Here is a 21,984-nt window from a genome sequence, read left to right as displayed (position 1 = left end):
GGCTTGATGTCCGAGGGGACCATCCCGGCGGCGCTCGACAGGGCCGCGGAACGCTTCGCCGGACGAGAAGCACTCGTCGACGGCGAAGTCCGGCTCACCTATGCAGAACTCACGCGGCGGGTACGGCAGGCGGCACGGTTCTTCGAGGGCCACGAACGGGTCGCGATCTGCTCCCCCAACACCTGGCACTGGGTCGTCGCCGGGCTCGGCGCGCTGTACGCCGGCGCGACGCTCGTCCCGGTCAACACCCGGTTCACCGCCCACGAAACACTCGACATCCTCGGCCGCGCACGGGTTTCCGCGCTCGCGATCACCGGCACGTTCCTCGGCACGGACAGGCTGGCCGCCCTCGGCGGCGAACGCCCCGGAACCATCCTGCGGATACCCGTCGAAGGCACGGAAGAGCCTGTCGACGGCGTCACGGAATGGGACGCGCTCACCGGTCTCGGCAGTGATTTCGTCAGCCCCGCCGAACCGGGCGACGTCAGCGACATCCTGTTCACCTCCGGGACCACCGGCCGCAGCAAGGGCGCGATGAGCAGCCACCGGCAGGCGCTGAGCGTCGCCGAAGCGTGGGCGGACTGCGGTGAACTGACCGAACAAGACCGGTACCTCGTGATCAACCCGTTCTTCCACAGCTTCGGCTACAAGGCCGGGATCCTCGCCGCCGTGCTGCGCGGGGCGGCGATGCTGCCGCAGCGCACCTTCGACGTCCGGGAAACCCTGCGGCTCATCGAAACCGAACGCGTCACCGTGCTGCCGGGCGCGCCGACGATCCATCAGGTGCTGCTGGACGCGCCGGAACGCGCGAACCACGACCTGTCCAGTCTCCGGCTCGCGGTCACCGGCGCCGCCACTGTGCCTGTCGCACTCGTCGAACGAATGCAGACGGAACTGAGTTTCGACACCGTCCTCACCGCGTACGGACTCACCGAAGCCGTGGTCGCGACGATGTCCCGCCCCGGCGACGACGCGAAACTGGTGGCGAACTACAGCGGCCGCGCGACGGCGGGATTCGAGGTGGAGCTCGGCGAGCACGACGAGGTCCTGGTGCGCGGGCCGAACGTCATGCTCGGCTATCTCGACGACCCGGAGGCGACCGCGAAGGCCGTCGACGCGGACGGCTGGCTGCACACCGGCGATGTCGGCGTGCTCGACGAGCGCGGCTATCTCAAGATCGTCGACCGGATCAAGGACATGTACGTCTGCGGCGGATTCAACGTCTACCCGGCCGAAATCGAGCAGGTGCTCAGCAGGCTGGACGGGGTCGTGGAGTCCGCCGTCGTCGGTGTGCCGGACCAGCGGCTCGGCGAAGTCGGCAAGGCGTTCGTCGTGCTGCGCCCCGGCGCCGCTCTGTCCACAGAGGACGTCCTGGCGCGGTGCGAGGGCGAATTGGCCAACTACAAGATTCCTCGATTTGTCGACTTCGTGGCGGAACTTCCGCGCAACCTGTCGGGGAAGGTGCTGAAACGCGTGTTGCGGGAGGAGAACGGATGACCGTCGAGTACGAGCGACGCGGGCCGGTGGCCGTCGTCACGATGAACCGGCCGGAGTACCGGAACGCGCAGAACTCGGCGATGACCTACGCGCTCGACGCCGCGTTCACCCGCGCCGTCGACGATCCCGAGGTCAAGGTGATCGTGCTGGCCGGAGCGGGCAAGCATTTCTCCGCCGGGCACGACATCGGGACCCCGGAACGCGACGTGGACGTGTCTTTCGAGCGCAAGGCTGTGCTGTGGTGGGACCACGTCGGCGCCGAGGGTGGCGACCAGCGGTTCGCCCGCGAGTCGGAGGTCTATCTCGGCATGTGCCGCCGGTGGCGCGAGATCCCGAAGCCGACCATCGCGAGCGTGCAGGGCGCGTGCATCGCGGGCGCGCTCATGCTGGCTTGGGTGTGCGACCTGATCGTCGCCTCCGACGACGCGTTCTTCGCCGATCCCGTGGTGCGCATGGGAATTCCGGGGGTGGAGTACTTCGCGCACCCTTGGGTTCTCGGCCCTCGAGCGGCCAAGGAGGTGCTGTTCACCGGTGAGCGTTTCACCGCACAGCAGGCCAAGGAATGGGGCATGCTGAACCGCGTCGTCCCCCGCGCCGACCTCGAGATCGAGACGATGGCGCTGGCCGAGAAGATCGCGGTGATGCCGCGGCTGGGTCTCGCCCTCGCCAAGAAGGCCGTCAACCAGGCCGAGGATCTGATGGGGTTGCGGTCCGGAATGGACTCCGTGTTCGGGCTGCACCATTTCGCGCACGCGCACAACGCCGAACTGTCCGGCGGCGATTCCTTGGGCGGACAGGACGCACGCTCGATGCGAGACGCGAGCTCGTGATGAACCTCGATCTGGACGAGCAGACGCTCGCTTTCCGCGACGAAGCACGCTCCTGGCTCGCCGCGAACATCCCGGCCGAGCCGCTGAAGTCGTTCGACACCGCCGAAGGTTTCGCGCAGCACCGTGAGTGGGAGGCGAAGCTGACCGATGCCCGCTGGTCGGTCGTCTCCTGGCCGCGCGAATTCGGCGGCCGGGACGCGAGTCTCCTGGAGTGGGTGCTGTTCGAGGAGGAGTACTACGCGGCGGGCGCGCCGCTGAGGGTCAACCAGAACGGCATCTTCATGCTCGCGCCCACGCTGTTCTCCCATGGCACCGAAGAGCAGCAACGGCGCATCCTGCCGAAGATGGCGCGCTCGGAAGAGGTCTGGGCGCAGGCCTGGTCGGAACCCGAGGCGGGCAGCGACATCGCCGCCCTCCGGAGCACCGCGACCCGCTGCGACGGCGGCTGGCGAGTCAGCGGGCAGAAGACGTGGAGCTCCCGGGCGACCTTCGCCGACCGGGCCTTCGGCCTGTTCCGCAGCGATCCGGAATCGGCGCGGCACAAGGGGCTCACCTATCTGATGGTGGATCTGCGATCCGAGGGCGTCACCGTCCGGCCGATCCCCCAGCTCGACGGCGAACCGGGGTTCGCGGAGATCTTCTTAGACGACGTCTTCGTCCCCGACGAAGACGTGATCGGCACGCCGGGCGAGGGCTGGCGGGTCGCGATGACGACGGCGAACAACGAACGCGGGCTGTCCTTGCGCAGTCCCGGCCGGTTCCTCGCCGCGGCGGACAGGCTGGTCTCGCTCTGGCACGACGCCGATCGTCCCGCCCACACCGCGGACAGGGTCGCCGACGCGTGGATCGGCGCGCGGGCCTACCAGCTGTACACCCTAGGCACGGTCACCCGGCTCGCGGACGGCGCCGAACTCGGGCCGGAATCGAGTGTCAACAAGCTGTTCTGGTCTCACCTCGACGTCGCCCTGCACGAAACCGCGCTCGACGTCCTCGGCCCGGACGCCGAACTGCGCGGCCGGTGGAGTGACGGATGGCTGTTCTCCCTCGCGGGGCCGATCTACGGCGGGACCGACCAGATCCAGCGGTCCATCGTCGCCGAGCGGCTGCTCGGCCTGCCGAAGGGGGCTCGATGAGGTTCGCTCTCTCCGGTGAGCAGGAGCAGTTCTCCCGCAGCCTGCACGACCTTCTGTCCAGTTTGGACACCGACACGGCCAACCGGTCCTGGGCGGCGGGCGATCACGGCCCCGGTCTCAAGATCTGGCGGCGGCTGGCGGAACTCGGGGTCACCGCGCTGGCGGTCCCCGAACGGTACGACGGACTCGGTGCCACCCCGGTCGATCTGGCCGTCGGCTTCGAACGGCTCGGGTACCACTGCGTTCCGGGCCCGTGGACCGACACCGTGGCCGTGCTGCCGTCCTTGCTGGACGACGAGCTGCTGACCTCGGTCGCGTCCGGTGAGACGCTGGCTTCGGTGGCATACGCGCCACACGTGCCGTACGCCTTGGATTCCGACGTCGCCGACGCGCGTCTCGCCGTCGGGAACGGCAGGCTGCGCGCGTTCACCCCCGGCACTCTTTTGTCCTCTGTGGACAGTTCACGGCGGTTGTTCCCGCCGGTGACCGGAGACGACCTGGGCACGGCTCTCGACGCGGACCGGGCGTTCGAGCTGGGCTGCCTCGCCACGGCCGCGCAGCTCCTCGGTGCCGGACGGTGGCTGCTCGACACGTCGGTGGCGTATGCCGCGCAACGCAAGCAGTACGGTCGGGAGATCGGCGGATATCAGGCGGTCAAACACCTGCTCGCCGACGTCGCGACCGGATTGGCGCTGGCCGAACCGCTGGTGCACGGCGCCGCCGTCACCCTGGATCGACGCGACATCTCCGCGGCCAAGGTGGCATGCGGCGACGCGGCGCACCTAGCCGCCCGGACCGGGCTCCAGGTGCACGGCGCGATCGGCTACACCGCCGAACACGCGCTCGGCCTGCGGCTGACCAGGGTCCGGGCACTGGTCGGCGCCTGGGGAACGCCGCGTTTCCACCGGGAGCGGGTGCTGTCATGACGTTCACCGCCGAGCAGGACGCGCTGCGGGACAGCGTCCGGAAACTGCTCGACCGGGAGGCGGATCCCTGGCCGGAACTGTGCGAACAGATCGGCGTGGCGGCGCTGGCCGTTCCCGAGCGGTTCGGCGGCCTCGGCGCCGGGACGGCGGAGCTGCAGGTGGTCGCCGAAGAACTGGGCCGGGTCCTCGCCGACGTCCCGTTCCTCGGTTCGGCCGTGCTCGCCGTGCACGCTCTGCTGGCCACCGGCAACGAAGACGCTTGTGAGCGCCTGCTCCCCCGTCTCGCCGAGGGGGCCGTCGGCGCCGTGGCCTGGACGGATGCCGATGGCCGATGGGACGCCCCGGCGTGCCACGCTCGTGAGTCCACTGTGGACGGCGAAGCACACTACGTCCTCCATGGCGACGAGGCCGAGGTCCTGCTGGTGCTCGCAGGAGACTCGCTGTATGAGGTGTCCCCCGTCTCTGGTGTGCGGACCATCGCGATGGACGAAACGCGACGGCTGGCTCGCGTGACCTTCGAGCGCACCCCTGCCCGGTTGATCGGCCCCGTCGACCTCGCCGCGCTGCGAGACGTCGCGTGCGCCGTACTCGCCGCCGAGCAGGCCGGGGCCGCGGCACGCGCTTTCGAACTGACGGTGGAGTACAGCAAGCAGCGCCACCAGTTCGGCAGGCCGATCGGCGGTTTCCAGGCGCTGAAGCATCGGATGGCGGATCTCCACGTCCTGGTGGAGACGGCGCGTTCGGCGGCCTACGCGGCTCCGGAGTCCAGCAGGCTGGCCGCGGTCGCGAAGGTGCATTGCTCGGAGTCGCTGGCGACGGTGGCGGGCGAGATGATCCAGCTGCACGGCGGGATCGCGATCACCTGGGAACATCCGGCGCACCGCTATTTCAAGCGTGCGCACGGGGCGGCGCATCTGTTCGGTTCGCCCGGCGATCACCTGGGGCGGGTGCGACCCCGGCTTGCCGGGGGTTAAGGCGTCTCAGGTGAGGTGAAGGGGTCTTTTCCCGCATCACATGTGGGGAAAGACCCCTTCGCGTCGCGGCTGCCGGTTCACGGGCGCCGTGGGTGCTGCTGCGGGGTCGACGGTGTTGCGAAAGCCACTTTCGCAACGTTGAAGGTTGCGAAAGTGGCTTTCGCAACACCCGCAGCCAGCACGCCGGCGAGCGAGCCCCTTTGCCTTACCCCTCAATGCTCCAGGAATCGGGTGACGGCGCGGATGCGGTCGCCGTCGAGCGTGAGGACCATCAACCCGGCCGGTGTCGCGCCGTGGCGACAGTGGAACGCGGGCTGGTTGTTCGCCCGCGTCGGCGTCATGGTGAAGCCCTCCGGGACCGGCACCGCCATGGTCACGCGGAGGAAGCCGCCGATCGCGTCGAGGCCGTGGTACTCGTGCGGCGCCGGCGGCATGGCGAGCCACGCGTCGTCGGTGAGCAGGCGGAGGACGCCGTCGAGGTCGCCCGCGGTGAAGGCGTCGGCGAACCGCCTGGTCAGCTCGCGCTCCTGGGGTGACGGCCGGTGCGCGGCACTGTCACGATGCTTGTCGAGCGAGGCGCGGGCGCGCTGGAGGATGCCTTTGACCGCCGTCTCGGTGGTCCCGAGCATGCCCGCGACCTCACCGGCGGGGAAACACAGGACGTCCCGCAGGACGAGCGCGGCCGCCTGCCTCGGTGGGAGGAGCTGGAGACCGGTGACGAAGGCGAGTTCGATCGCCTCCCTGGCGGTGTAGCGCGCTTCGGGGCCGGGCTCGCTGTCGGCGACGCGCTCGAGGAGCTCGTCCGGGTACGGCTGCAACCAGGTCACCTCGCCGCGGCGGCTGGGTTCCGGCGGGTCGAACGGGGGCACCGGCTCGGGTGGACGGCGGCGGCCCGCGTCCCGCAGTGCGTTGAGACAGCGGTTGGTGGCGATGCGGTACAGCCAGGTGCGCAGCGACGAGCGCCCCTCGAACCCGTCGAGGCCACGCCACGCGGCCAGGAGCGTCTCCTGGACGGCGTCCTCGGCGTCGGTGAGGGAGCCGAGGATCCGGTAACAGTGCAGGTGCAGCTCACGCCGGTAGGTGTCCGTGAGCTCGCGAAACGCGTGCTCGTCCGTTGTCCTCACGGGAGTGATCCTGTCATTTCGCGGGGCACCGTTCCCTTTCGGGCGGGGATGGTGTCTGACGAAGTGAAGGTCGACGAAAGGAACCATCATGACCAGTCCCGCCTTGGACATCGCGCTCGCCTACCACCACGCGTGGACCGGCAAGGACTTCGAGAAGGCGATGACCCACGTCGCCGACGACATCGTCTGTCACGCGCCCGCCGGGAAGCTTTCCGGCGCGGAGGCGTTTCGCGGGTTCATGGGCCCGTTCACCGAGATCCTGACCGGGTCGAACCTGCTCTCGGCGTTCGGGGACGAGACGACGGCGCTGCTGATGTACGACACGGCGACGCTGCCCGTGCCGAGTGCGCCCGGGGCCGAGCTGGTCACCGTTCGGGACGGGAAGATCGTGGAGTTGCGGATCGTGTTCGACAGGGCTCCTTTCGATGCGGCGAGGGCGGCGGCTGCCGGGGTGTAGGCAGCACCGCCTCCGCCATCACCCCGCCGACCGCCGTCGGGTGGTGGTGGCGTGGCGAGTGAACCCGCCTGCGCCCTTGGATCAGGCTCCTCCACAGGTCGGGCAACTGCTCACGATGTCCTGAAACAGGCACCGGTCAGAAGGGTGGGGTGTCGTCCTCGGGTTCTGGTCGTGGTTCGTGGAGTGGTTCGGGTGTGGCGTGGTAGGTGTGTCCGGTGGGGGTGGTGATGGTCATGCCGCCGTTGCCGGTGGGTTCCGCGGTCCAGCCGGGTTCTTCTTTGAGGAGGTTGTGGGTTTTGCAGGCGCCGTGGCAGTTGTGGTGATCGGTCTTGCCGTTCCGCGCCCAGGTGGTGATGTGGTCGATCTCGGAGAACTCGGCGGGGCGGTGGCAGCCGGGGTGGGTGCATTCCCGGTCCCGTGCCTTGATCAGCCTCGCCAGTGAGGCCGGTGGCCGGTAGGTGCCGGCGCCGGCTTCCAGGAGTTGCCCGGTGGCGGGGTCGGTGATCAGCCGCGACCAGGTCGAGCCGGGGTCCGCCGCGATCTCGCGGACCAGCCAGTCCGGGATCGGCCCGTATCCGGCCAGGGTCGCGGGATCCTCACGCGCCCCGGCCAGGGTCAGGAAATCGACGTAGACGTGGATATGCGCGCGAGGTTTTCCGTGTCCGTCCTCGGCGAGCAGTCGTTCGGCGAACACGTCGGCACGATGCTGGTCCAGGGTCCGGGACTTGTCCCGCGCCCGGCGTGCCCGCGCGGCACGGCTCATCGACGCGTAGATCGAGGACGCCACCTCGGACGGCAGGAAGCCGGACAGGGTGGACATGGTCTCGTCGTCGTGTTCCAGCGAGACATGCCGTCGCGCGCGTTTCTTCTCCGCCCGTTCCTTATATCCCGCCCGGTCGAACTTCTGCACCGCACCGTTCACCGATTTACGGATCGCCCCGGCGTCACGCTTGGCGAGCCGGCCGGCCATGAACGCGTCCACCTGCGCGGCGACCTCGTCCGAGACCTCACGGGTCAGCTGACTGACCTTCGACGCCTTGTACAGATCGATGTCACCGTCCTCCAGCGCCGCCAACGTATTCGGCAAACGCGACACCAAAGCACACGAGATCTCCAGCAGCAAGGACGCTTGATTGCGAGAGACCGAGAAGCGCAACGCGACCTCCTCGGTCACCGATCTTCGCGAACCACCGGCTTCAGCGAACCTGGCCAACGCACGCACCTGACGGCCCTGTGTCCGTCGTAGCGACACCTCCTCGGCAAACGCGGTATCGAGAAAACAAGCGGCTTTCGGGTTAAAAGCAAGAGATGTGGTCATAACCATGATCATACTCGAACATGAGTTCGACCGCCATGAATGCTGTCACCATTACGGTCAACCTCGCGAGACACCACCGAATGATCCCGCCCAAGCCAAACCCCGATCTCCCGAAACGACTTCTCCTGCTTTAACCCGAACGCGATCAACTCGCGCTCCAGCCGGTGCACTGACCATCTGAGCCCAAGGTGTCGTCTAAGCACCCGTCCCGCCCGCATTGCGGATCAGTCGCTTGAGCACTTTCATCGTCGTGACGTAGTCCGCGTCGTCGATGCCCTCGTGGAGTGCGGCGCGGATGGCGGGGGCGTTGCGCGCGAGGTCGAGGCGGGCCCGTTCTCCCTCCTCGGTGAGCCATAGCCGGTCCTCGGTGTCCCGGGCCAGCCATCCACGTTCCAGGAGCACTTCGGCCTCTGCGGCCAGATCGTCCTCGGGGCGGATGTAGGAGACCATCGCCTCTCGCAACTCGGCCAAGGTCATTCCGTGGGCGTCGGGCGAAATGTCGTTCGCCGACAGGTTTCGGAGCAGCCAGAACTGGGGCTGGGTGTAGCCTTTCTCGGCCTGCCGAGCCCGGGTGTACGCGATGAGCGCTTCGTAGGCGACACCGGTCCAATACGCGGCGGGCTGTCCGGCCAGTTCGACGTCGGACATCTGGCGAGTCGTCATGTCATGCCCCCTCTGGGTACTTCCGTGCGGAGACCACACCGTGCAGGTCACGAGAAAACGGTAAAACTTCGAGTGCGGTCGAGGGCAAGGGAAATCGTGACGACACGCCACCCACCGGTCACGAGGGTAGGGCCAACCCCCGCACCGACCCACCTGCGCACCACATTCACCCCGCCCCCACCCCAAGCCAGACTCACAACGGTGACCGCAAACCTTCGCACAGGCAGCGATTTCGCCCGCCTGTCCCGCCGCATCAGCGAAGCGGGCCTTCTCGACCGCCGCCCCGGCTACTACGTGTTCCGCATCGGCCTGGTCGCCACTCTCTTCGTCGCCGGGTGGGTCGCCTTCTTCGCGATCGGGGATTCCTGGTGGCAGCTGGGGATCGCCGCCTTCCAGGCGGTGATGTTCGGCCAGATAGCCTTGCTGTCGCACGATCTCGCGCACCGCCAGGTGTTCCGGACCCGCCGTCCGAGTGAGATCGCCGGCCGGATCGCCGGGAACCTCGGCGTCGGCATGAGTTACGGCTGGTGGATGGACAAGCACACCCGCCACCACGCGAACCCGAACCACGAGGACCTCGACCCCGACGTCGATCCGGACATCCTCGTGTGGTCGAAGGAGCAGGCGAGGGCCAGCAAGGGGCTCCCCCGGTTCATCGGCCGCTACCAGGCTTTCCTGTTCTTCCCGCTGCTCACCCTCGAAGGCTTGAACCTGCACTTCTCCGGCATCCGCGCGGTCTCGAAGCCGGGCATCCGGCGACGCGGGATCGAAGCGGCCCTGCTGCTGGCGCATTTCGCGCTCTACTTCAGCGCGCTGCTCGTCGTCCTCTCCCCCGGTAAGGCGCTCGTGTTCTTCATCGTCCACAAAGCACTGTGGGGTGTCTACATGGGATCGATCTTCGCGCCCAACCACAAGGGGATGCCGATCCTGTCCGGCGACACCGAACTCGACTTCCTCCGCAAGCAGGTGCTCACGTCGCGCAACGTCTGCGGCGGCAGGGTGGTCGACGTCGCGCTCGGCGGGCTCAACTACCAGATCGAGCACCATCTGTTCCCGAGTATGCCGTCGCCGCATCTTCGCCGCGCCCGGCCCATCGTCCAAGGATACTGCGCGGAAATCGGCGTCCCGTATCACGAGACGGGGCTGATCGAGTCGTACGCGCTCGCGTTGCGCAGCCTGCACGAAGCGGGTGAGCCGATCCGACTTTCGGAGGGTTCACCGGCTGAGACGACCACTGAACGCCGTTGACACTCCAGATACGGCTTCTTACTTTCAGTGCATGACGCCCCCGAAGATCTTCCCCGGCGCCACCCTGCATCCAGAACCGTTCCCGCGAGCTCTCCGCGCGGCGATCACGGCCAGCGGGCTGCCGTTGGACCGGATCCGCCACCGCCTCGAACTCCGCGGCGTCTCCATCAGTGTGCCGACGCTGAGCCATTGGCAGTCCGGCAGACGCAGACCGGAACGCCCGGAATCCCTCCGGGCGCTCGCCGAACTCGAACAGCTGTTGTCCTTGCCACCTTCGGCTTTGCGTTCCCTGCTCGGCCCTCCCCGGCCGCGGGGACGAAAGAGCTCGGTCCCGGCGCAACGCCGGGACCGAGCCACCACCGAGGGAACCTACCCGACGTAGAGCGTGCGGTTCGGGCTACCGCTACCGGGGTTGGTGACCTTCCCCGGAGTCGAAGCGCTGATCAGCGCCTGTGCCACCTGCGACGCGGTGGCGCCGGTGTGCGACGACAGGTACAGCGCCGCGGCACCGGCCACGTGCGGAGCGGCGAACGAAGTACCGTCGCCGGTGTAGGTCGCGGTGTCGTTGTCCTTCCAGGCCGAGGTGATCGAGACGCCCGGCGCGAACAGGTCGATCACGGAACCGTAGTTGGAGAAGGAAGCGCGGCGGTCGGTGCGGTCCGCCGCGGCGACCGTGAGTGCTTCGGTGACCCGGGCGGGCGAGGTGTTGGCGGCGTTCACGTTGGAATTACCCGCGGCGACAGCCCAGGTGATACCCGCCTTGATGGAGTTCCGCACCGCGGTGTCCAGCGCGGTCGACGCGCCGCCGCCCAGGCTGGCGTTGGCCACGGCGGGCTTCTTGGCGTTCTGGGTGATCCAGTTGACGCCCGAGATCACGCCCGCTGTCGTGCCGCTGCCATCGGAACCGAGGACCCGCACCGGGTACAGCGAAGCACCCTTGGCGACACCGTATTTCGCACCGGCGATGGTGGCGGCGACATGCGTGCCGTGACCGTAACCGTCGTCCGCGTTCGTGTCATTGTCGATGAAATCGTAGCCCTGCTTCACGCGACCGCCGAAATCCGTGTGCGTGGCGCGAATACCGGTGTCGAGAACGTACACGTTCACATTCGAAGCTGTCGTCGAGTAAGTGTACTTGTTGTCCAGCGGAAAATTGCGCTGATCGATGCGGTCGAGCCCCCAGGACGGCGGGTTCGTCTGTGTCGCTTCGGCGTGCAGCACCTTGTTCTGCTCGACGAACGCGACCGCCGGATCGGCCGCGAGACGCTTCGCCTGCCGCTCGCCCAGCGCCGCCGAGAAACCGCTGATTCCCTGCGTGTACTGCCGTTCGATGGTCCCACCGAACTTGCTTGCCAGCGAAGGCTTGTCGGCGGTGGAACCGTCCTTGAGCACGACGATGTAGCTGTCGGCGATGACGCCGTCCGCACCGGCGCCGACGATCGCGCCCTCGGCGGCTTGTGCCGGCGTCACACCCGCCAAGACCGTGACGACGGCGGCCAAGCCGATTCCGGCCAGTCTGCGAGAATTCACGTTGCTGTCCCCATTCCTTGGTGAGCTTCCGCCGAAAACGCTAAGCGGAAGCACCGGGAAAGGACAGCTTTACATTTTTTCAGTTTTACAGTTAAAGCCAATCATCAGGACGTGGCCAAGGCATCAAAGCGGCGAGCGCGTCCGTCACCGGTTCCGTCACGGTGTACCGCCCGCGGTGGAACAACAGGGGCCGGTCATCGGACGGTTCCCCGAGGGCGGTGACCCTGCCGACGACGACGTAGTGGTCTCCCGCCTCGTGCACGGTCTCGAGCGTGCAGTCGATCCACGTCAAAGCCCCTGCCAGCAAAGGAGATCCGGACGGCGCGGGTGTCCAGTCGATCGACGCGAACTTGTCCGCGCCCCGTGCACCGAACACCGCGCTGACGTCCTGCTGGTGCTCGGCGAGCACGTTGACGGCGAACTTCCCGGACTCGGCGAGCACCGCCCACGTCCGCGAAGTCTTGGCAGGGCAGAACAACACCAGCGGCGGATCCAGGGAGAGCGCCGCAAACGACTGGCACGCGAACCCCACCGGTGCCCGGCCGTCGTGCCCGGTCACCACGGCGACACCGGTGCAGAAGTGCCCGAGCGCCGTCCGGAACCGCGCCGCGTCGATCCCCGATCCGACATCCGTCACCGGGGTCACGACTGCCCCGGAGGCCGGGCGCCGACTGAAAAGTCGTGTCCCCACAAGGAAACCGCCGTACTTTCTCGAGCGATCCAGCTCTCGTCGTCCACTTGCCTTCCCTCGCAGCCGTATTCGACGTCGAATCCGCCGGGGGTCTTCATGTAGAACGAGAGCATCAGATCGTTGACGTGCCGCCCGAGGGTCGCCGACATCGGCACCTTCCGGCGGATGGCCCTGTCGAGGCAGAGGCCGACGTCGTCGGTGTTCTCCACTTCGACCATGAGGTGCACGATGCCGCTCGGAGTCGGCATCGGCAGGAACGCGAGACTGTGGTGACGCGGGTTGCACCCGAAGAACCGCAGCCACGCGGGCGCGCCGTCGGCGGGCCTCCCGACCATCTGCGGGGGCAGTTTCATCGAGTCCCGCAGCCGGAACCCCAGGACGTCGCGATAGAAGCGCAGGGACGCGTCATCGTCGTGAGTGGACAGGACGACGTGGCCGAGCCCTTGCTCACCGGTCACGAACTTGTGGCCGTATGGGCTCACCACGCGCCGATGCTGCAACGCCACCCCGTGGAACACTTCGAGCGTGTTGCCCGACGGGTCCTCAAAGGACACCAGACCGTCGACACGGCGATCGGCCAGCTGATCCGGAGTGCCCTCCTTGTACGGCACGGAATGTGCGTCGAGCGAGTCCCGGATTTCGTCGAGTTCGCCGGCGGTGGCGACCTCCCAGCCCGCCACGGCGAGCCTGTCGTGCTCACCGGGGAAGACCACCAGCCGTGCCGGGAAGTCGTCCATGCGCAGGTACAGCGCTTCCGGATTCGTGCCGGAGCCTTCCACCATGCCGAGGACCTTCAGCCCGTATTCGCGCCACGCGGCCATGTCCGTGGCTTCGATGCGGAGGTAGGCGAGCGAACGGATACCCATCAGGAGGCTCCCAGGAAGTCGAGTGCCAGCCGGTTGAACTCGTCGAACTTCTCCAGTTGCGCCCAGTGGCCGCAGCCGCCGAACACGTGCAACTGGGCACGCGGGATGGCCTTGAGCGCGAGCAGGGCACCGTCGAGCGGGTTGACCCGGTCTTCCCGGCCCCAGATGAGCAGCACGCGCTGGCGCAGGCGATGCGCCTCACGCCACAGCATGCCCTCCTCGTAGGTTTCGGGCTGGGCGAACGACTTGCCCATCGCCTTCATCGCGGCGAGGGACTCCGGCGCGCTCGCGGCGGCGAACCGCTCGTCGATCAGTTCGTCGGTGATCAAGGACTGGTCGTGCACCATGATCCGGAGGAAGGCTTCGAGCTTTTCCCGGCTGGGCCCCGGTGGGGCGCTGAACCGGCCGAGGTTCTTGATGCCTTCGGTGGGATCGGGCGCGAACAGGTTGAGGCTCAGCCCGCCCGGACCCATCAGCACCAACCGCCCGGTACGTTTCGGATGGTTGAGCGCGAGCCGCACGGACGCGCCGCCGCCGAGCGAGTTGCCCACGAAATGCGCCCGCTCGATGCCGAGTTCGTCCATCAGCCCGACGACGGCGTCCGCGCTGTGGCGGAAGTACTGCGGATGTTCGGTCGGCTTGCCGGAGCGGCCGAATCCGGGCTGGTCGATCGCCAGCGTCCGGTAGTTCTTGGCGAACACCGGCAGGTTGCGGCCGAAGTTGCTCCACGCCGACGCGCCAGGACCGCCGCCGTGCAGGAGGATCACCGTTTCCGGATGCTCCACACCCGCTTCGTGGTAGTGCAGCTTGAGTCCATCTTGGACGGTGACGTACTTTCCTTCGGTCATCAGACCATCGCATTCTCGACGGGCAGCCCGAAGGCGCCGGTTCCGAACATGACGTAGGCGCGTTCGGCGTCGTTCGCCGCGTGCACCCGGCCGGCGTGGGCGTCGCGCCAGAACCGCTGGATCGGGGTTCCGGCCTGCAAAGCCCGGCCGCCGGAGTTTTCGAAGAGCCTGTCGATCGCGAAGATCGCGCGCTCGGTCCCGCGAACCTGGTCACGGCGGACCCGCAGCCGCGTGGGGAACGGCAGCTTCTCCCCCTTGCACGCCAGCTGGTACAGCTCGTCGATGTTGTGCGTCAACTGGAGCCAGGCCGCGTCGATCTCGCTCGCCGCCTCGGCGATCCGCACCTTGGCGAACGGGTCCTCTTTGGACTGTTCGCCCGCATAGGCCGCGCGGACCCGCTTGCCCTGGTACTCGACGTGCGCGTCGTAGGCGCCCTGCGCCATCCCGATGATGGGCGCGGTGATCGTGCTCGGGTGCACCGAACCGTAGGGCAGCATGTACAGCGGCCCCGGGTTGATCTCCTGGCCGGGCGTCTTGCACTTCGACGTCGCGATGAAGCTGAGCGCGCGGTGCTTGGGGACGAAGACGTCGTTCACGATGATGTCGTTGGACCCGGTGCCACGCAGGCCCACGGTGTCCCAGACGTCTTCGATCGTGTAGTCGGAGATCGGCACCAGGTACGTGCAGAAGTCGACGGGTTTGCCGTCCTTGAACACCGGCCCGCCCAGCAGCACCCAGGTCGCGTGGTCGCAGCCCGAGGAGAAGCTCCAGCGTCCGCTGAGCCGGTAGCCGCCGTCGACGACGTCCGCCTTGCCCATCGGCGCGTACGAAGAGGAGATCCGGACCTCGACGTCGTCGCCCCAGACGTCCTGCTGCGCCTGCGCCTCGAACAGGCCGAGGTGCCACGGGTGGACGCCGAGGATGGAGGCGACCCAGCCCGTGGACCCGCACGCGCTCGCGATGAGTTTGACCGCGGTGTAGAAACTCACCGGGTCGGTTTCGAGACCGCCGAAGGTCTTCGGCTGCAACATCTTGAAGAATCCGGTCTCCTGCAGGGATTTGACGGACTCTTCGGGAACGCGCCGGGCGTCCTCCGCCTCCTGCGCCCGCTCCCGCAGGACCGGCAGCAGCTCCCGGATTCCCGCGATCACGTCCTGCGCGGCGTGCTCGCTCATATGCGTTCCCTCTCTCGCCATCCACCGTGATCCGGATCCAAGACTAGAACACGTTCTCGTTTTTGTCGACTGATCCCCGGTCGAGCGCACTGTGCGCTCCGGCACGCCGCCCGGAAAACACGCAGTCGGCCAGCGACAGACCGCTAACGTAGGACCTAGAACAGATTCCCACCGCGGTCCGGCCCGCCGCATAAAGCCCGCGAATCGGAGCACCGGACGACGCACGGACGGCCCCGGTTCCCTCGTCGACGACCAGGCCGCCCAGCGTCAGCATCGGACACGGATAGCCCAGGTTCGGTTTGATCGAGACGTCGATCAGCGAGTACGGCGCCCGATCCAGCGGCCGCGCGAACTCGGCGGGTTTACCCGTCGGATCGGCACCGGATCGCGAAGCCTCGACACTGGCGGCCAGCCCGCCGGGATCGACACCGGCCTTGCGCGCGACGTCCTCGAGCGAATCGGCGACGACCCGTTGCCGCAGCAGGTAGCGCACCTGAAGCCCTTGGAACCACTGGCTTTGCTTCCGCGCGTCACGGCGTACGTCACGCACGATGGCGTCGTCGACCAGCAACCAGCCCCGCCCCTCGTGCTCGGTGATCATGCGTTCACCGACGGCCGCGCCGTAGCGGGATTCGTCGATGATCCGGCCGCCCGCCTTGTCGACGAGCAGGCCGCCGAGGAACGCCGACGGCGGGGTGATGAACCGCCAGGCGGAGATCCGTCCCAGTTCGGCGGTGGCCCCGCCCGCCTCGACCCCCATGCGGATCCCGGATCCGTCGTCGGCGGAGGTCCCGAGCGCCAGGCCGCCGCGATACGCGGGCGCGTGCTCACGCACCATCTCCCGGTTCGCGATGAACCCGCCCGCCGCGAGAACGACCCCGCGCGAGGCCGAGATCCGCAGCTCACGGCCGTATCGGCGTTCGATTCGCTCCACGCGCCGATGCAACGACTTCCGCAGCGACGGCACATAGATCCCCGGCTTCGCGGCATACGCGGCCAGCTTCCGGTGTGTCGCCCGCACGCGAGCGGGCGCGTCTCGCAGGGTGGACACGACGACTCCGGTCACGACTCCATCGGCGTCCACGATCAGATTTCGAGCGGCCGTCTGCGGCAGCACCTGGATCCCGCGACGCCGGACGGCCTCGGCCAGGCGTTTCATCAGCAGCTTCCCCGAGGTCCCGGGACCTTTGACGCGATGTCCGCGCGGTGCCGGCTTGGCCGCGTCGCGGAAGCCGCCCGCCGCCTCGCTGCCCGAGTAGTACAGATAGTGCGCGTCGCTGGGGTAGGACGTCTTGTACGGGCACAAGCTTCCCTCGAAGGGGACACCGTTGCCCTCCAGCCAGGTCACCATCTCCGTACTGCCCGCGCAGAAGCGCCGCAAGGTCTCTTCGGAGACGACGTCGCCGACCTCGAGCCGCAGGTAGTCGTACATCGCGTCGACACTGTCGTCGACGCCCGCGTCCCGCTGCTGCGCCGTCCCGCCACCGGCGTAGACGACACCTCCGCTGACGGCGCTCGCGCCACCGCCGGAAAACCGCTCCACGACGAGCACCCGGGCGCCGGCATCGGCGGCCTCGATCGCCGCACAAGCGCCTGCCGCCCCGAAGCCCACGATCACCACATCCGCGACGAGGGAGTCCATGACCCCACCCTAGAACTAGAACACGTTCTCGTCTATGGTGACTGGAGCAGCGCGGATGCTGCTACATGCTTCCTACAACGTGTTTCAGGTGAGGGGCGTATGGACTACGACGTGATCGTGGCGGGCAGTGGTGCCGCCGGGATGACCGCCGCACTGTCCGCAGCCCACCGGGGACTCGAGGTCCTGGTCGTGGAGAAGGCCGCGCACTTCGGCGGCTCGACCGCGCGGTCCGGTGGCGGCGTCTGGATCCCCGGCAACCACGCCCTGCGGGCGGCCGGGATCGAGGAACCCCCGGAGCGGGCGCACGAGTACCTCGAGTCGATCGTCGGCGACGTCGTCCCGGCGGAACTCCGGTCGGCCTTCCTCGACCGCGGCCCCGAGGTCTTGTCCTTCGTCTGCGACAAGACACCGCTGCGCTTCCGGTGGGTCCGCGGCTACTCGGACTACCACCCGGAGGCCCCCGGCGGGCGCGCCGGCGGACGGTCGGTCGAGCCTGCCGCTTTCGACGGCAACCTGCTCGGACCGGAGCTGGCGAATCTGGAGCCGCCGTACAGCGCTCCCCCGCTGGGCGCCCCGATCACCCAGGCGGACTACCGGTGGCTGAGCCTGCTCGCCCGGCATCCGCGCGGGATCCTCCGCGTCCTCGGCCTCGGCGGCCGCTGGCTGGTCGGCCGCGTCCGGCGGCAACGACTTCTTTCCATGGGGCAAGCGCTTGCGGCGGGTTTGCGTGAAGGTCTGAGGCGGGCGGAGGTCCCTGTCTGGTTGAACACGCCACTCCTGGACCTGAAGGTCGAAGGCGATCGCGTGGTCGGCGTCGTCGTCCGCCACGAGGGTGAGGAGAAGCTGATCCGAGCCAGGCTCGGCGTCGTCCTCGGCGCCGGCGGGTTCGAGCGCAACGAGGAGATGCGGGTCAAGTACCAGCGGGCGCCGATCGGCACGGACTGGACCGTCGGCGCCGAAGCCAACACCGGTGACGCCATCGACGCCGGGCTCAAACTCGGCGCGGCCACCGACCTGATGGACGACGCCTGGTGGGGCCCGTCCATCCCGCTGACCGGCGGCCCGTGGTTCGCGCTCGCCGAGCGGTCGCGTCCGGGCTGCCTGATGGTCAACGCGCGGGGCGAACGCTTCGTCAACGAGTCCGCGCCCTACGTCGAGGCCGTGCACGCGATGTACGGCAAAGGGGACGGGCCCGGCGAGAACATCCCGACCTGGCTGGTGTTCGACCAGCGCAACCGCAACCGGTACATGTTCACCGGTCTCGGCCCGCGCCAGCCGCTGCCCGGCCGCTGGTTCAAAGCGGGCATCGCGGTCAAAGCGAGCACGATCGCGAAACTCGCCGAGCGGATCGAGGTCCCGGCCGGCGCGCTGGAGGCCACCGTGCGACGCTTCAACGGCTTCGCGAAAAGCGGCGTGGACGAGGACTTCCACCGCGGGCGCAGCGCGTACGACCACTACTACGGCGACCCGCGGAACAAACCCAACCCGAGCCTGGGACCGCTGGACGTCGCGCCGTACTACGCGGTGAAGATCGTGCCCGGTGACTTGGGCACCAAGGGCGGTTTGAGGACCGACCCGCACGCGCGCGTCCTGCGCGAAGACGGGTCGGTGATCGACGGGCTTTACGCGGCGGGCAACACGAGCGCGGCGGTGATGGGCCGCACCTACGCGGGCCCCGGCGCGACGATCGGCCCGGCGATGGTGTTCGGCTACCTTGCGGCCGAGCATCTCGCGCAGCAAGATCACACCAAAGCGGGAGGCAGCCGATGACGACGGAATCCGTACGGCAGATCGACGCGGGCGCGCCCCCTTCGCGGTTCGCGCGCGGCTGGCACTGTCTCGGCCTCGCCGAGTCGTTCCGGGACGGGAAACCGCACGCCATCACGGCGTTCGGGACGAAACTGGTGGTCTTCGCCGATTCGTCCGGCAAGCTGAACGTGCTCGACGGGTACTGCCGCCACATGGGCGGCGACCTCACCCAGGGCGAGGTCAAGGGCGACGAGATCGCCTGCCCGTTCCACGACTGGCGCTGGAACGGCAACGGCAAATGCGTCTCGATCCCTTACGCCAAGCGGGTTCCGCTGCGGGCGCGGACGAAGACCTGGCAGGTGCTGGAGGAGAACAAGCAGCTGTTCGTCTGGCACGACCCCGAGGGCAACCCGCCGCCAGCGGACGTCGTCATCCCGCGGATCGAGGGCGTGTTCAACGGCGAGTGGAGCAACTGGACCTGGGACTCGGTGCTGATCGAGGGCTCCAACTGCCGCGAGATCATCGACAACATGGTCGACATGGCGCACTTCTTCTACATCCACTACGCCTTCCCGACCTACTTCAAGAACGTGTTCGAAGGGCATATCGCCACGCAGTACCTGAACACGAAAGGCCGCCCGGACAAGGGAATGGCGTCCAACTACGGCGGCGAGGAGAACCTGCTGCGGTCGGAAGCGTCGTACTTCGGCCCGTCGTACATGATCAACACGCTGCTCAACACGTACCAGGGTTTCGAGATCGAGAACGTGCTGATCAACTGCCACTACCCGGTCACCGAGAACTCGTTCGTGCTGCAGTGGGGCGTGAGCGTGAAGAAGTTCGAGGGCGTCTCGGACGAGCACGCGGACAAGATCGCCGGGAAGTTCGCCAAGGGCATCGGCGTCGGCTTCCTGCAGGACGTGGAGATCTGGCGCAACAAGACGCGGATCGACAACCCGTTGCTGTGCGAGGAGGACGGGCCGGTCTACCAGCTGCGCCGCTGGTACGACCAGTTCTATGTGGACGCCGCCGAGGTCACCGAGGACATGACCCAGCGGTTCGAGTTCGAAGTGGACACCAGCCGCGCCAACGAGGTCTGGGCGGCGGAGGTGGCCGAGAACCTGGCGAGGCAGCAGGCGGAAGAGGCCGGGGTGTGAAGCCCGAGACCGTCGAGTTCCTCACCGCCGGGCTGCGGCCGCTGAACTGCCGCTCGTGCGGGACCTGCGTGCTGGTCAAGAAGAACAGCGTGCAGCACACCAGCATCCAGTGGACGTCCGACGCGTCGCGGAGCTGCCCGGTGTTCGCCGAGCAGAAGGCGTCCGGCGCGCAGACGGCGTTGCTCGACACCTGTGGCAATCTCAGCGAGAGCATCGACGCCGCCTTGAAGGACGGCCTGCTGGAGGTGCCCGAATGAGCGGTCCCGTCACCGTGACCGTGGCCGAAGTGATCACCGAGACCGCGGACGCGCGCTCGATCGTGTTCGAGATCCCGGCCGAGCACGTATCCGTTTTCGCTTACACGCCAGGGCAGTTCCTCACCGTCCGCGTGCCGAGCGAGCGGACGGGGTCCGTGGCCCGCTGTTATTCGCTCTCGAGCGCGCCGCACGAGAACCGGGTCCAGGTCACCGTCAAACGCACCGCGGACGGCTACGGGTCGAACTGGCTCTGCGACAACCTCCAGGCCGGGCAGAAGGTCCAGGTCCTGCCGCCGGCCGGGGTGTTCAGCCCCGCCTCGCTCGACGAGGACTTCCTGCTGCTCGCGGGCGGGAGCGGGATCACGCCGGTGATGTCGATCCTGAAGTCCGCGCTGGAGCACGGAACCGGCAAGGTGGTCCTGCTCTACGCCAACCGCGACGAACGATCGGTGATCTTCGCGCGGGAGCTGGCGGACCTCGCCGCGAAACACGCGGACCGGCTGGTCGTGGTGCACTGGCTGGAGAGCCTGCAAGGACTGCCGGCCGAGGCGCACCTGCGCGCCCTGCTGGCGCCGTACACCGCGCACGAGGCGTTCATCTGCGGCCCGGCGCCGTTCATGGACGCCGCGCGTGCGGTGCTCAAGGACCTCGGGCTGCCGCGCAAACGGATCCACCTGGAGCGGTTCCTGTCCCTCGGCGGGAATCCGTTCGAGGTGGCCACGCCCGTCGTCGTCGAGGAGGCCGAGTCTCCGGCGGGGGTCGAAGTCACCCTCGACGGCGAGACCAGGAAGCTCGAGTGGCCGCGCCGGACGAAGCTGCTGGACCTGTTGCTGGAAAAGGGTTTCGACGCGCCGTACTCATGCCGCGAGGGCCAGTGCAGCGCCTGCGCCTGCCGGATCACCTCCGGCGAGGTGAAGATGCTGCACAACGAGGTCCTCGACGGCGACGACATCGCCGAAGGCATCGTGCTGGCCTGCCAGTCCCTGCCGCTGACCGACGAGGTCACCGTCACCTACGAGTAGGAGTTCTTCGTGCCCATCGATCCTTCGGTCGCGATCGGCGCCGACCTCGGCGAGGTGAGCTTCGCCTGGACCGCCTCCGACGTGCAGCTGTACCACCTGGCGCTGGGCGCGGGCTCGGATCCGACGAGCCCGCGGGAGCTGCGCTACACCTACGAGGACGGGCTCCAGGTGCTGCCGACGTTCGCCACCGTGGCGGCGAACCTGCGCGTGTTCGAGCCGCCCGCCGTCTCGTTCCCCGGTGTCGAGGTCGACCTCGGGAAGGTGTTGCACGGCAAACAGGAAGTGATCGCGCACCGGCCGATCCCGGCGTCGGGCAAGGCCGTGGCCAGGACGCGGATCGTCGACGTCTTCGACAAGGGCAAGGCGGCCGTGATCGTGAACGAGACGGTCGCCACCGACTCCGACGGGACTCCACTGTGGACGCTGCGGTCGAGCATCTTCGCCCGTGGCGAAGGGGGTTTCGGCGGCGAGCGCGGGCCGTCCGATCGCGTGGAACTTCCGTCGCGGGATCCGGACGCCGTTATCGACACGCCGACATTGCCGCAGCAGGCACTGCTCTACCGGCTCTGCGGGGATCGCAATCCGCTACACGCGGATCCCTCGTTCGCCGCGGCGGCCGGGTTCGGCAAGCCGATCCTGCACGGCCTGTGCACCTACGGCGTCATCGCGAAGGCCGTCACCGACGAATTCCTCGACGGCGACACCGCTCGCGTCGCCTCCTTCGCGGCCAAGTTCGCCGGCGTCGTCTTCCCCGGCGAGCCGCTGCGGACCCGCGTCTGGCGGGAGCCCGCCGGGCTGCTGATCACGACCACGGCGCCGGATCGGGACGAGGCACCCGTCCTTTCCGACACTTTCTTGACCACTACAGACTGAATCC

Annotated in this window: 23 protein-coding genes; 13 read left to right on the top strand and 10 right to left on the bottom strand. The window is 68.1% G+C overall.

The annotated features are described in order from the left end of the window. The first annotated feature begins 6 nt into the window (after positions 1 to 6). Genes HDA45_RS34520 through HDA45_RS34500 form a run of 5 tightly spaced genes read left to right on the top strand, consistent with a single transcriptional unit; the run spans position 7 to position 5,360 of the window. Complete coding sequence (locus HDA45_RS34520) at positions 7 to 1,497, top strand: FadD3 family acyl-CoA ligase (RefSeq protein ID WP_221471319.1); 1,491 nt, start codon at positions 7 to 9, stop codon at positions 1,495 to 1,497. Then, positions 1,494 to 2,327 (top strand): enoyl-CoA hydratase, encoded by an 834-nt coding sequence (locus HDA45_RS34515; protein WP_184902519.1) that lies wholly within the window; start codon positions 1,494 to 1,496, stop codon positions 2,325 to 2,327. Before HDA45_RS34520 ends, HDA45_RS34515 begins: the two co-directional genes overlap by 4 nt. Next, positions 2,327 to 3,460 (top strand): acyl-CoA dehydrogenase family protein, encoded by a 1,134-nt coding sequence (locus HDA45_RS34510; protein ID WP_184902517.1) that lies wholly within the window; start codon positions 2,327 to 2,329, stop codon positions 3,458 to 3,460. The genes HDA45_RS34515 and HDA45_RS34510 overlap by 1 nt, the downstream gene beginning before the upstream one ends. Further along, on the top strand, positions 3,457 to 4,386 hold the full coding sequence (locus HDA45_RS34505) for an acyl-CoA dehydrogenase family protein (RefSeq protein WP_184902515.1): 930 nt from the start codon (positions 3,457 to 3,459) through the stop codon (positions 4,384 to 4,386). The genes HDA45_RS34510 and HDA45_RS34505 overlap by 4 nt, the downstream gene beginning before the upstream one ends. Next, a complete protein-coding gene (locus HDA45_RS34500) occupies positions 4,383 to 5,360 on the top strand; it encodes an acyl-CoA dehydrogenase family protein (protein ID WP_184902513.1) in 978 nt (325 codons plus the stop codon). The genes HDA45_RS34505 and HDA45_RS34500 overlap by 4 nt, the downstream gene beginning before the upstream one ends. A gap of 212 nt (positions 5,361 to 5,572) precedes the next feature. Here the strand turns inward: HDA45_RS34500 and HDA45_RS34495 are convergent, their stop codons facing one another. Next, positions 5,573 to 6,484 carry an RNA polymerase subunit sigma-70 gene (locus HDA45_RS34495; protein WP_184902511.1) on the bottom strand — a complete coding sequence of 304 codons (912 nt, stop codon included), beginning with the start codon at positions 6,482 to 6,484 and terminating at the stop codon, positions 5,573 to 5,575. 88 nt (positions 6,485 to 6,572) lie between these two features. Here HDA45_RS34495 and HDA45_RS34490 point away from each other — a divergent pair, with 88 nt between their 5' ends. Next, the gene (locus HDA45_RS34490) at positions 6,573 to 6,941 is read left to right on the top strand and encodes a nuclear transport factor 2 family protein (RefSeq protein ID WP_184902509.1); all 369 of its coding nucleotides are present in this window, start codon (positions 6,573 to 6,575) and stop codon (positions 6,939 to 6,941) included. Between the two features lie 136 nt (positions 6,942 to 7,077). On the opposite strand, the gene HDA45_RS34485 is transcribed toward HDA45_RS34490, so the two are convergent. From HDA45_RS34485 to HDA45_RS34475, 3 genes are read right to left on the bottom strand one after another with little or no spacing between them, the layout of a single operon-like run. Then, positions 7,078 to 8,259 (bottom strand): HNH endonuclease signature motif containing protein, encoded by a 1,182-nt coding sequence (locus HDA45_RS34485; protein WP_184902507.1) that lies wholly within the window; start codon positions 8,257 to 8,259, stop codon positions 7,078 to 7,080. An 8-nt stretch (positions 8,260 to 8,267) separates the two neighbouring features. Next, positions 8,268 to 8,477, bottom strand: a complete 210-nt coding sequence (locus HDA45_RS43285; protein WP_378317075.1) for a helix-turn-helix domain-containing protein — start codon at positions 8,475 to 8,477, stop codon at positions 8,268 to 8,270. Continuing rightward, complete coding sequence (locus tag HDA45_RS34475; RefSeq protein ID WP_184902503.1) at positions 8,455 to 8,922, bottom strand: MarR family winged helix-turn-helix transcriptional regulator; 468 nt, start codon at positions 8,920 to 8,922, stop codon at positions 8,455 to 8,457. Before HDA45_RS34475 ends, HDA45_RS43285 begins: the two co-directional genes overlap by 23 nt. A gap of 201 nt (positions 8,923 to 9,123) precedes the next feature. Here HDA45_RS34475 and HDA45_RS34470 point away from each other — a divergent pair, with 201 nt between their 5' ends. Next, positions 9,124 to 10,170 (top strand): fatty acid desaturase, encoded by a 1,047-nt coding sequence (locus tag HDA45_RS34470; RefSeq protein WP_184902501.1) that lies wholly within the window; start codon positions 9,124 to 9,126, stop codon positions 10,168 to 10,170. A 31-nt stretch (positions 10,171 to 10,201) separates the two neighbouring features. After that, complete coding sequence (locus HDA45_RS34465) at positions 10,202 to 10,552, top strand: transcriptional regulator (RefSeq protein ID WP_184902499.1); 351 nt, start codon at positions 10,202 to 10,204, stop codon at positions 10,550 to 10,552. Here the strand turns inward: HDA45_RS34465 and HDA45_RS34460 are convergent. From HDA45_RS34460 to HDA45_RS34435, 6 genes are all read right to left on the bottom strand, one after another. After that, a complete protein-coding gene (locus tag HDA45_RS34460; RefSeq protein ID WP_343072216.1) occupies positions 10,540 to 11,700 on the bottom strand; it encodes a S8 family peptidase in 1,161 nt (386 codons plus the stop codon). The genes HDA45_RS34465 and HDA45_RS34460 overlap by 13 nt on opposite strands. Positions 11,701 to 11,791: 91 nt before the next feature. Then, positions 11,792 to 12,346, bottom strand: a complete 555-nt coding sequence (gene hsaB, locus HDA45_RS34455) for a 3-hydroxy-9,10-secoandrosta-1,3,5(10)-triene-9,17-dione monooxygenase reductase subunit (RefSeq protein WP_184902496.1) — start codon at positions 12,344 to 12,346, stop codon at positions 11,792 to 11,794. Next, entirely contained in the window at positions 12,343 to 13,257 is a 915-nt protein-coding gene (gene hsaC / locus HDA45_RS34450) for an iron-dependent extradiol dioxygenase HsaC (protein WP_184902493.1), read from the bottom strand. The genes hsaB and hsaC overlap by 4 nt, the downstream gene beginning before the upstream one ends. Beyond that, positions 13,257 to 14,105, bottom strand: coding sequence for a 4,5:9,10-diseco-3-hydroxy-5,9,17-trioxoandrosta-1(10),2-diene-4-oate hydrolase (hsaD, locus tag HDA45_RS34445; protein ID WP_184902491.1), 849 nt, complete (start codon positions 14,103 to 14,105; stop codon positions 13,257 to 13,259). Before hsaD ends, hsaC begins: the two co-directional genes overlap by 1 nt. Next, positions 14,105 to 15,280 carry a 3-hydroxy-9,10-secoandrosta-1,3,5(10)-triene-9,17-dione monooxygenase oxygenase subunit gene (gene hsaA / locus HDA45_RS34440; protein ID WP_184902488.1) on the bottom strand — a complete coding sequence of 392 codons (1,176 nt, stop codon included), beginning with the start codon at positions 15,278 to 15,280 and terminating at the stop codon, positions 14,105 to 14,107. The genes hsaD and hsaA overlap by 1 nt, the downstream gene beginning before the upstream one ends. Positions 15,281 to 15,323: 43 nt before the next feature. Beyond that, positions 15,324 to 16,922, bottom strand: coding sequence for an FAD-binding protein (locus HDA45_RS34435; RefSeq protein WP_184902486.1), 1,599 nt, complete (start codon positions 16,920 to 16,922; stop codon positions 15,324 to 15,326). Between the two features lie 99 nt (positions 16,923 to 17,021). Between HDA45_RS34435 and kstD the strand changes: the two genes are divergently transcribed. The 5 genes from kstD to HDA45_RS34410 are packed head-to-tail and all read left to right on the top strand — an operon-like array spanning position 17,022 to position 21,980. Then, positions 17,022 to 18,692, top strand: a complete 1,671-nt coding sequence (kstD, locus tag HDA45_RS34430) for a 3-oxosteroid 1-dehydrogenase (protein ID WP_184902483.1) — start codon at positions 17,022 to 17,024, stop codon at positions 18,690 to 18,692. Continuing rightward, entirely contained in the window at positions 18,689 to 19,828 is a 1,140-nt protein-coding gene (locus tag HDA45_RS34425; RefSeq protein WP_184902481.1) for a 3-ketosteroid-9-alpha-monooxygenase, oxygenase component, read from the top strand. Before kstD ends, HDA45_RS34425 begins: the two co-directional genes overlap by 4 nt. Further along, positions 19,825 to 20,085 (top strand): hypothetical protein, encoded by a 261-nt coding sequence (locus tag HDA45_RS34420; protein ID WP_184902479.1) that lies wholly within the window; start codon positions 19,825 to 19,827, stop codon positions 20,083 to 20,085. The genes HDA45_RS34425 and HDA45_RS34420 overlap by 4 nt, the downstream gene beginning before the upstream one ends. Then, complete coding sequence (locus HDA45_RS34415; protein WP_184902476.1) at positions 20,082 to 21,107, top strand: ferredoxin--NADP reductase; 1,026 nt, start codon at positions 20,082 to 20,084, stop codon at positions 21,105 to 21,107. Before HDA45_RS34420 ends, HDA45_RS34415 begins: the two co-directional genes overlap by 4 nt. Positions 21,108 to 21,116: 9 nt before the next feature. Further along, positions 21,117 to 21,980, top strand: coding sequence for a MaoC/PaaZ C-terminal domain-containing protein (locus tag HDA45_RS34410; RefSeq protein WP_184902474.1), 864 nt, complete (start codon positions 21,117 to 21,119; stop codon positions 21,978 to 21,980). The last annotated feature ends 4 nt before the right edge of the window (positions 21,981 to 21,984 follow it).

Source organism: Amycolatopsis umgeniensis, assembly GCF_014205155.1.
Classification (GTDB): domain Bacteria; phylum Actinomycetota; class Actinomycetes; order Mycobacteriales; family Pseudonocardiaceae; genus Amycolatopsis; species Amycolatopsis umgeniensis.
This window is presented reverse-complemented; position numbering and strand designations above follow the sequence as displayed.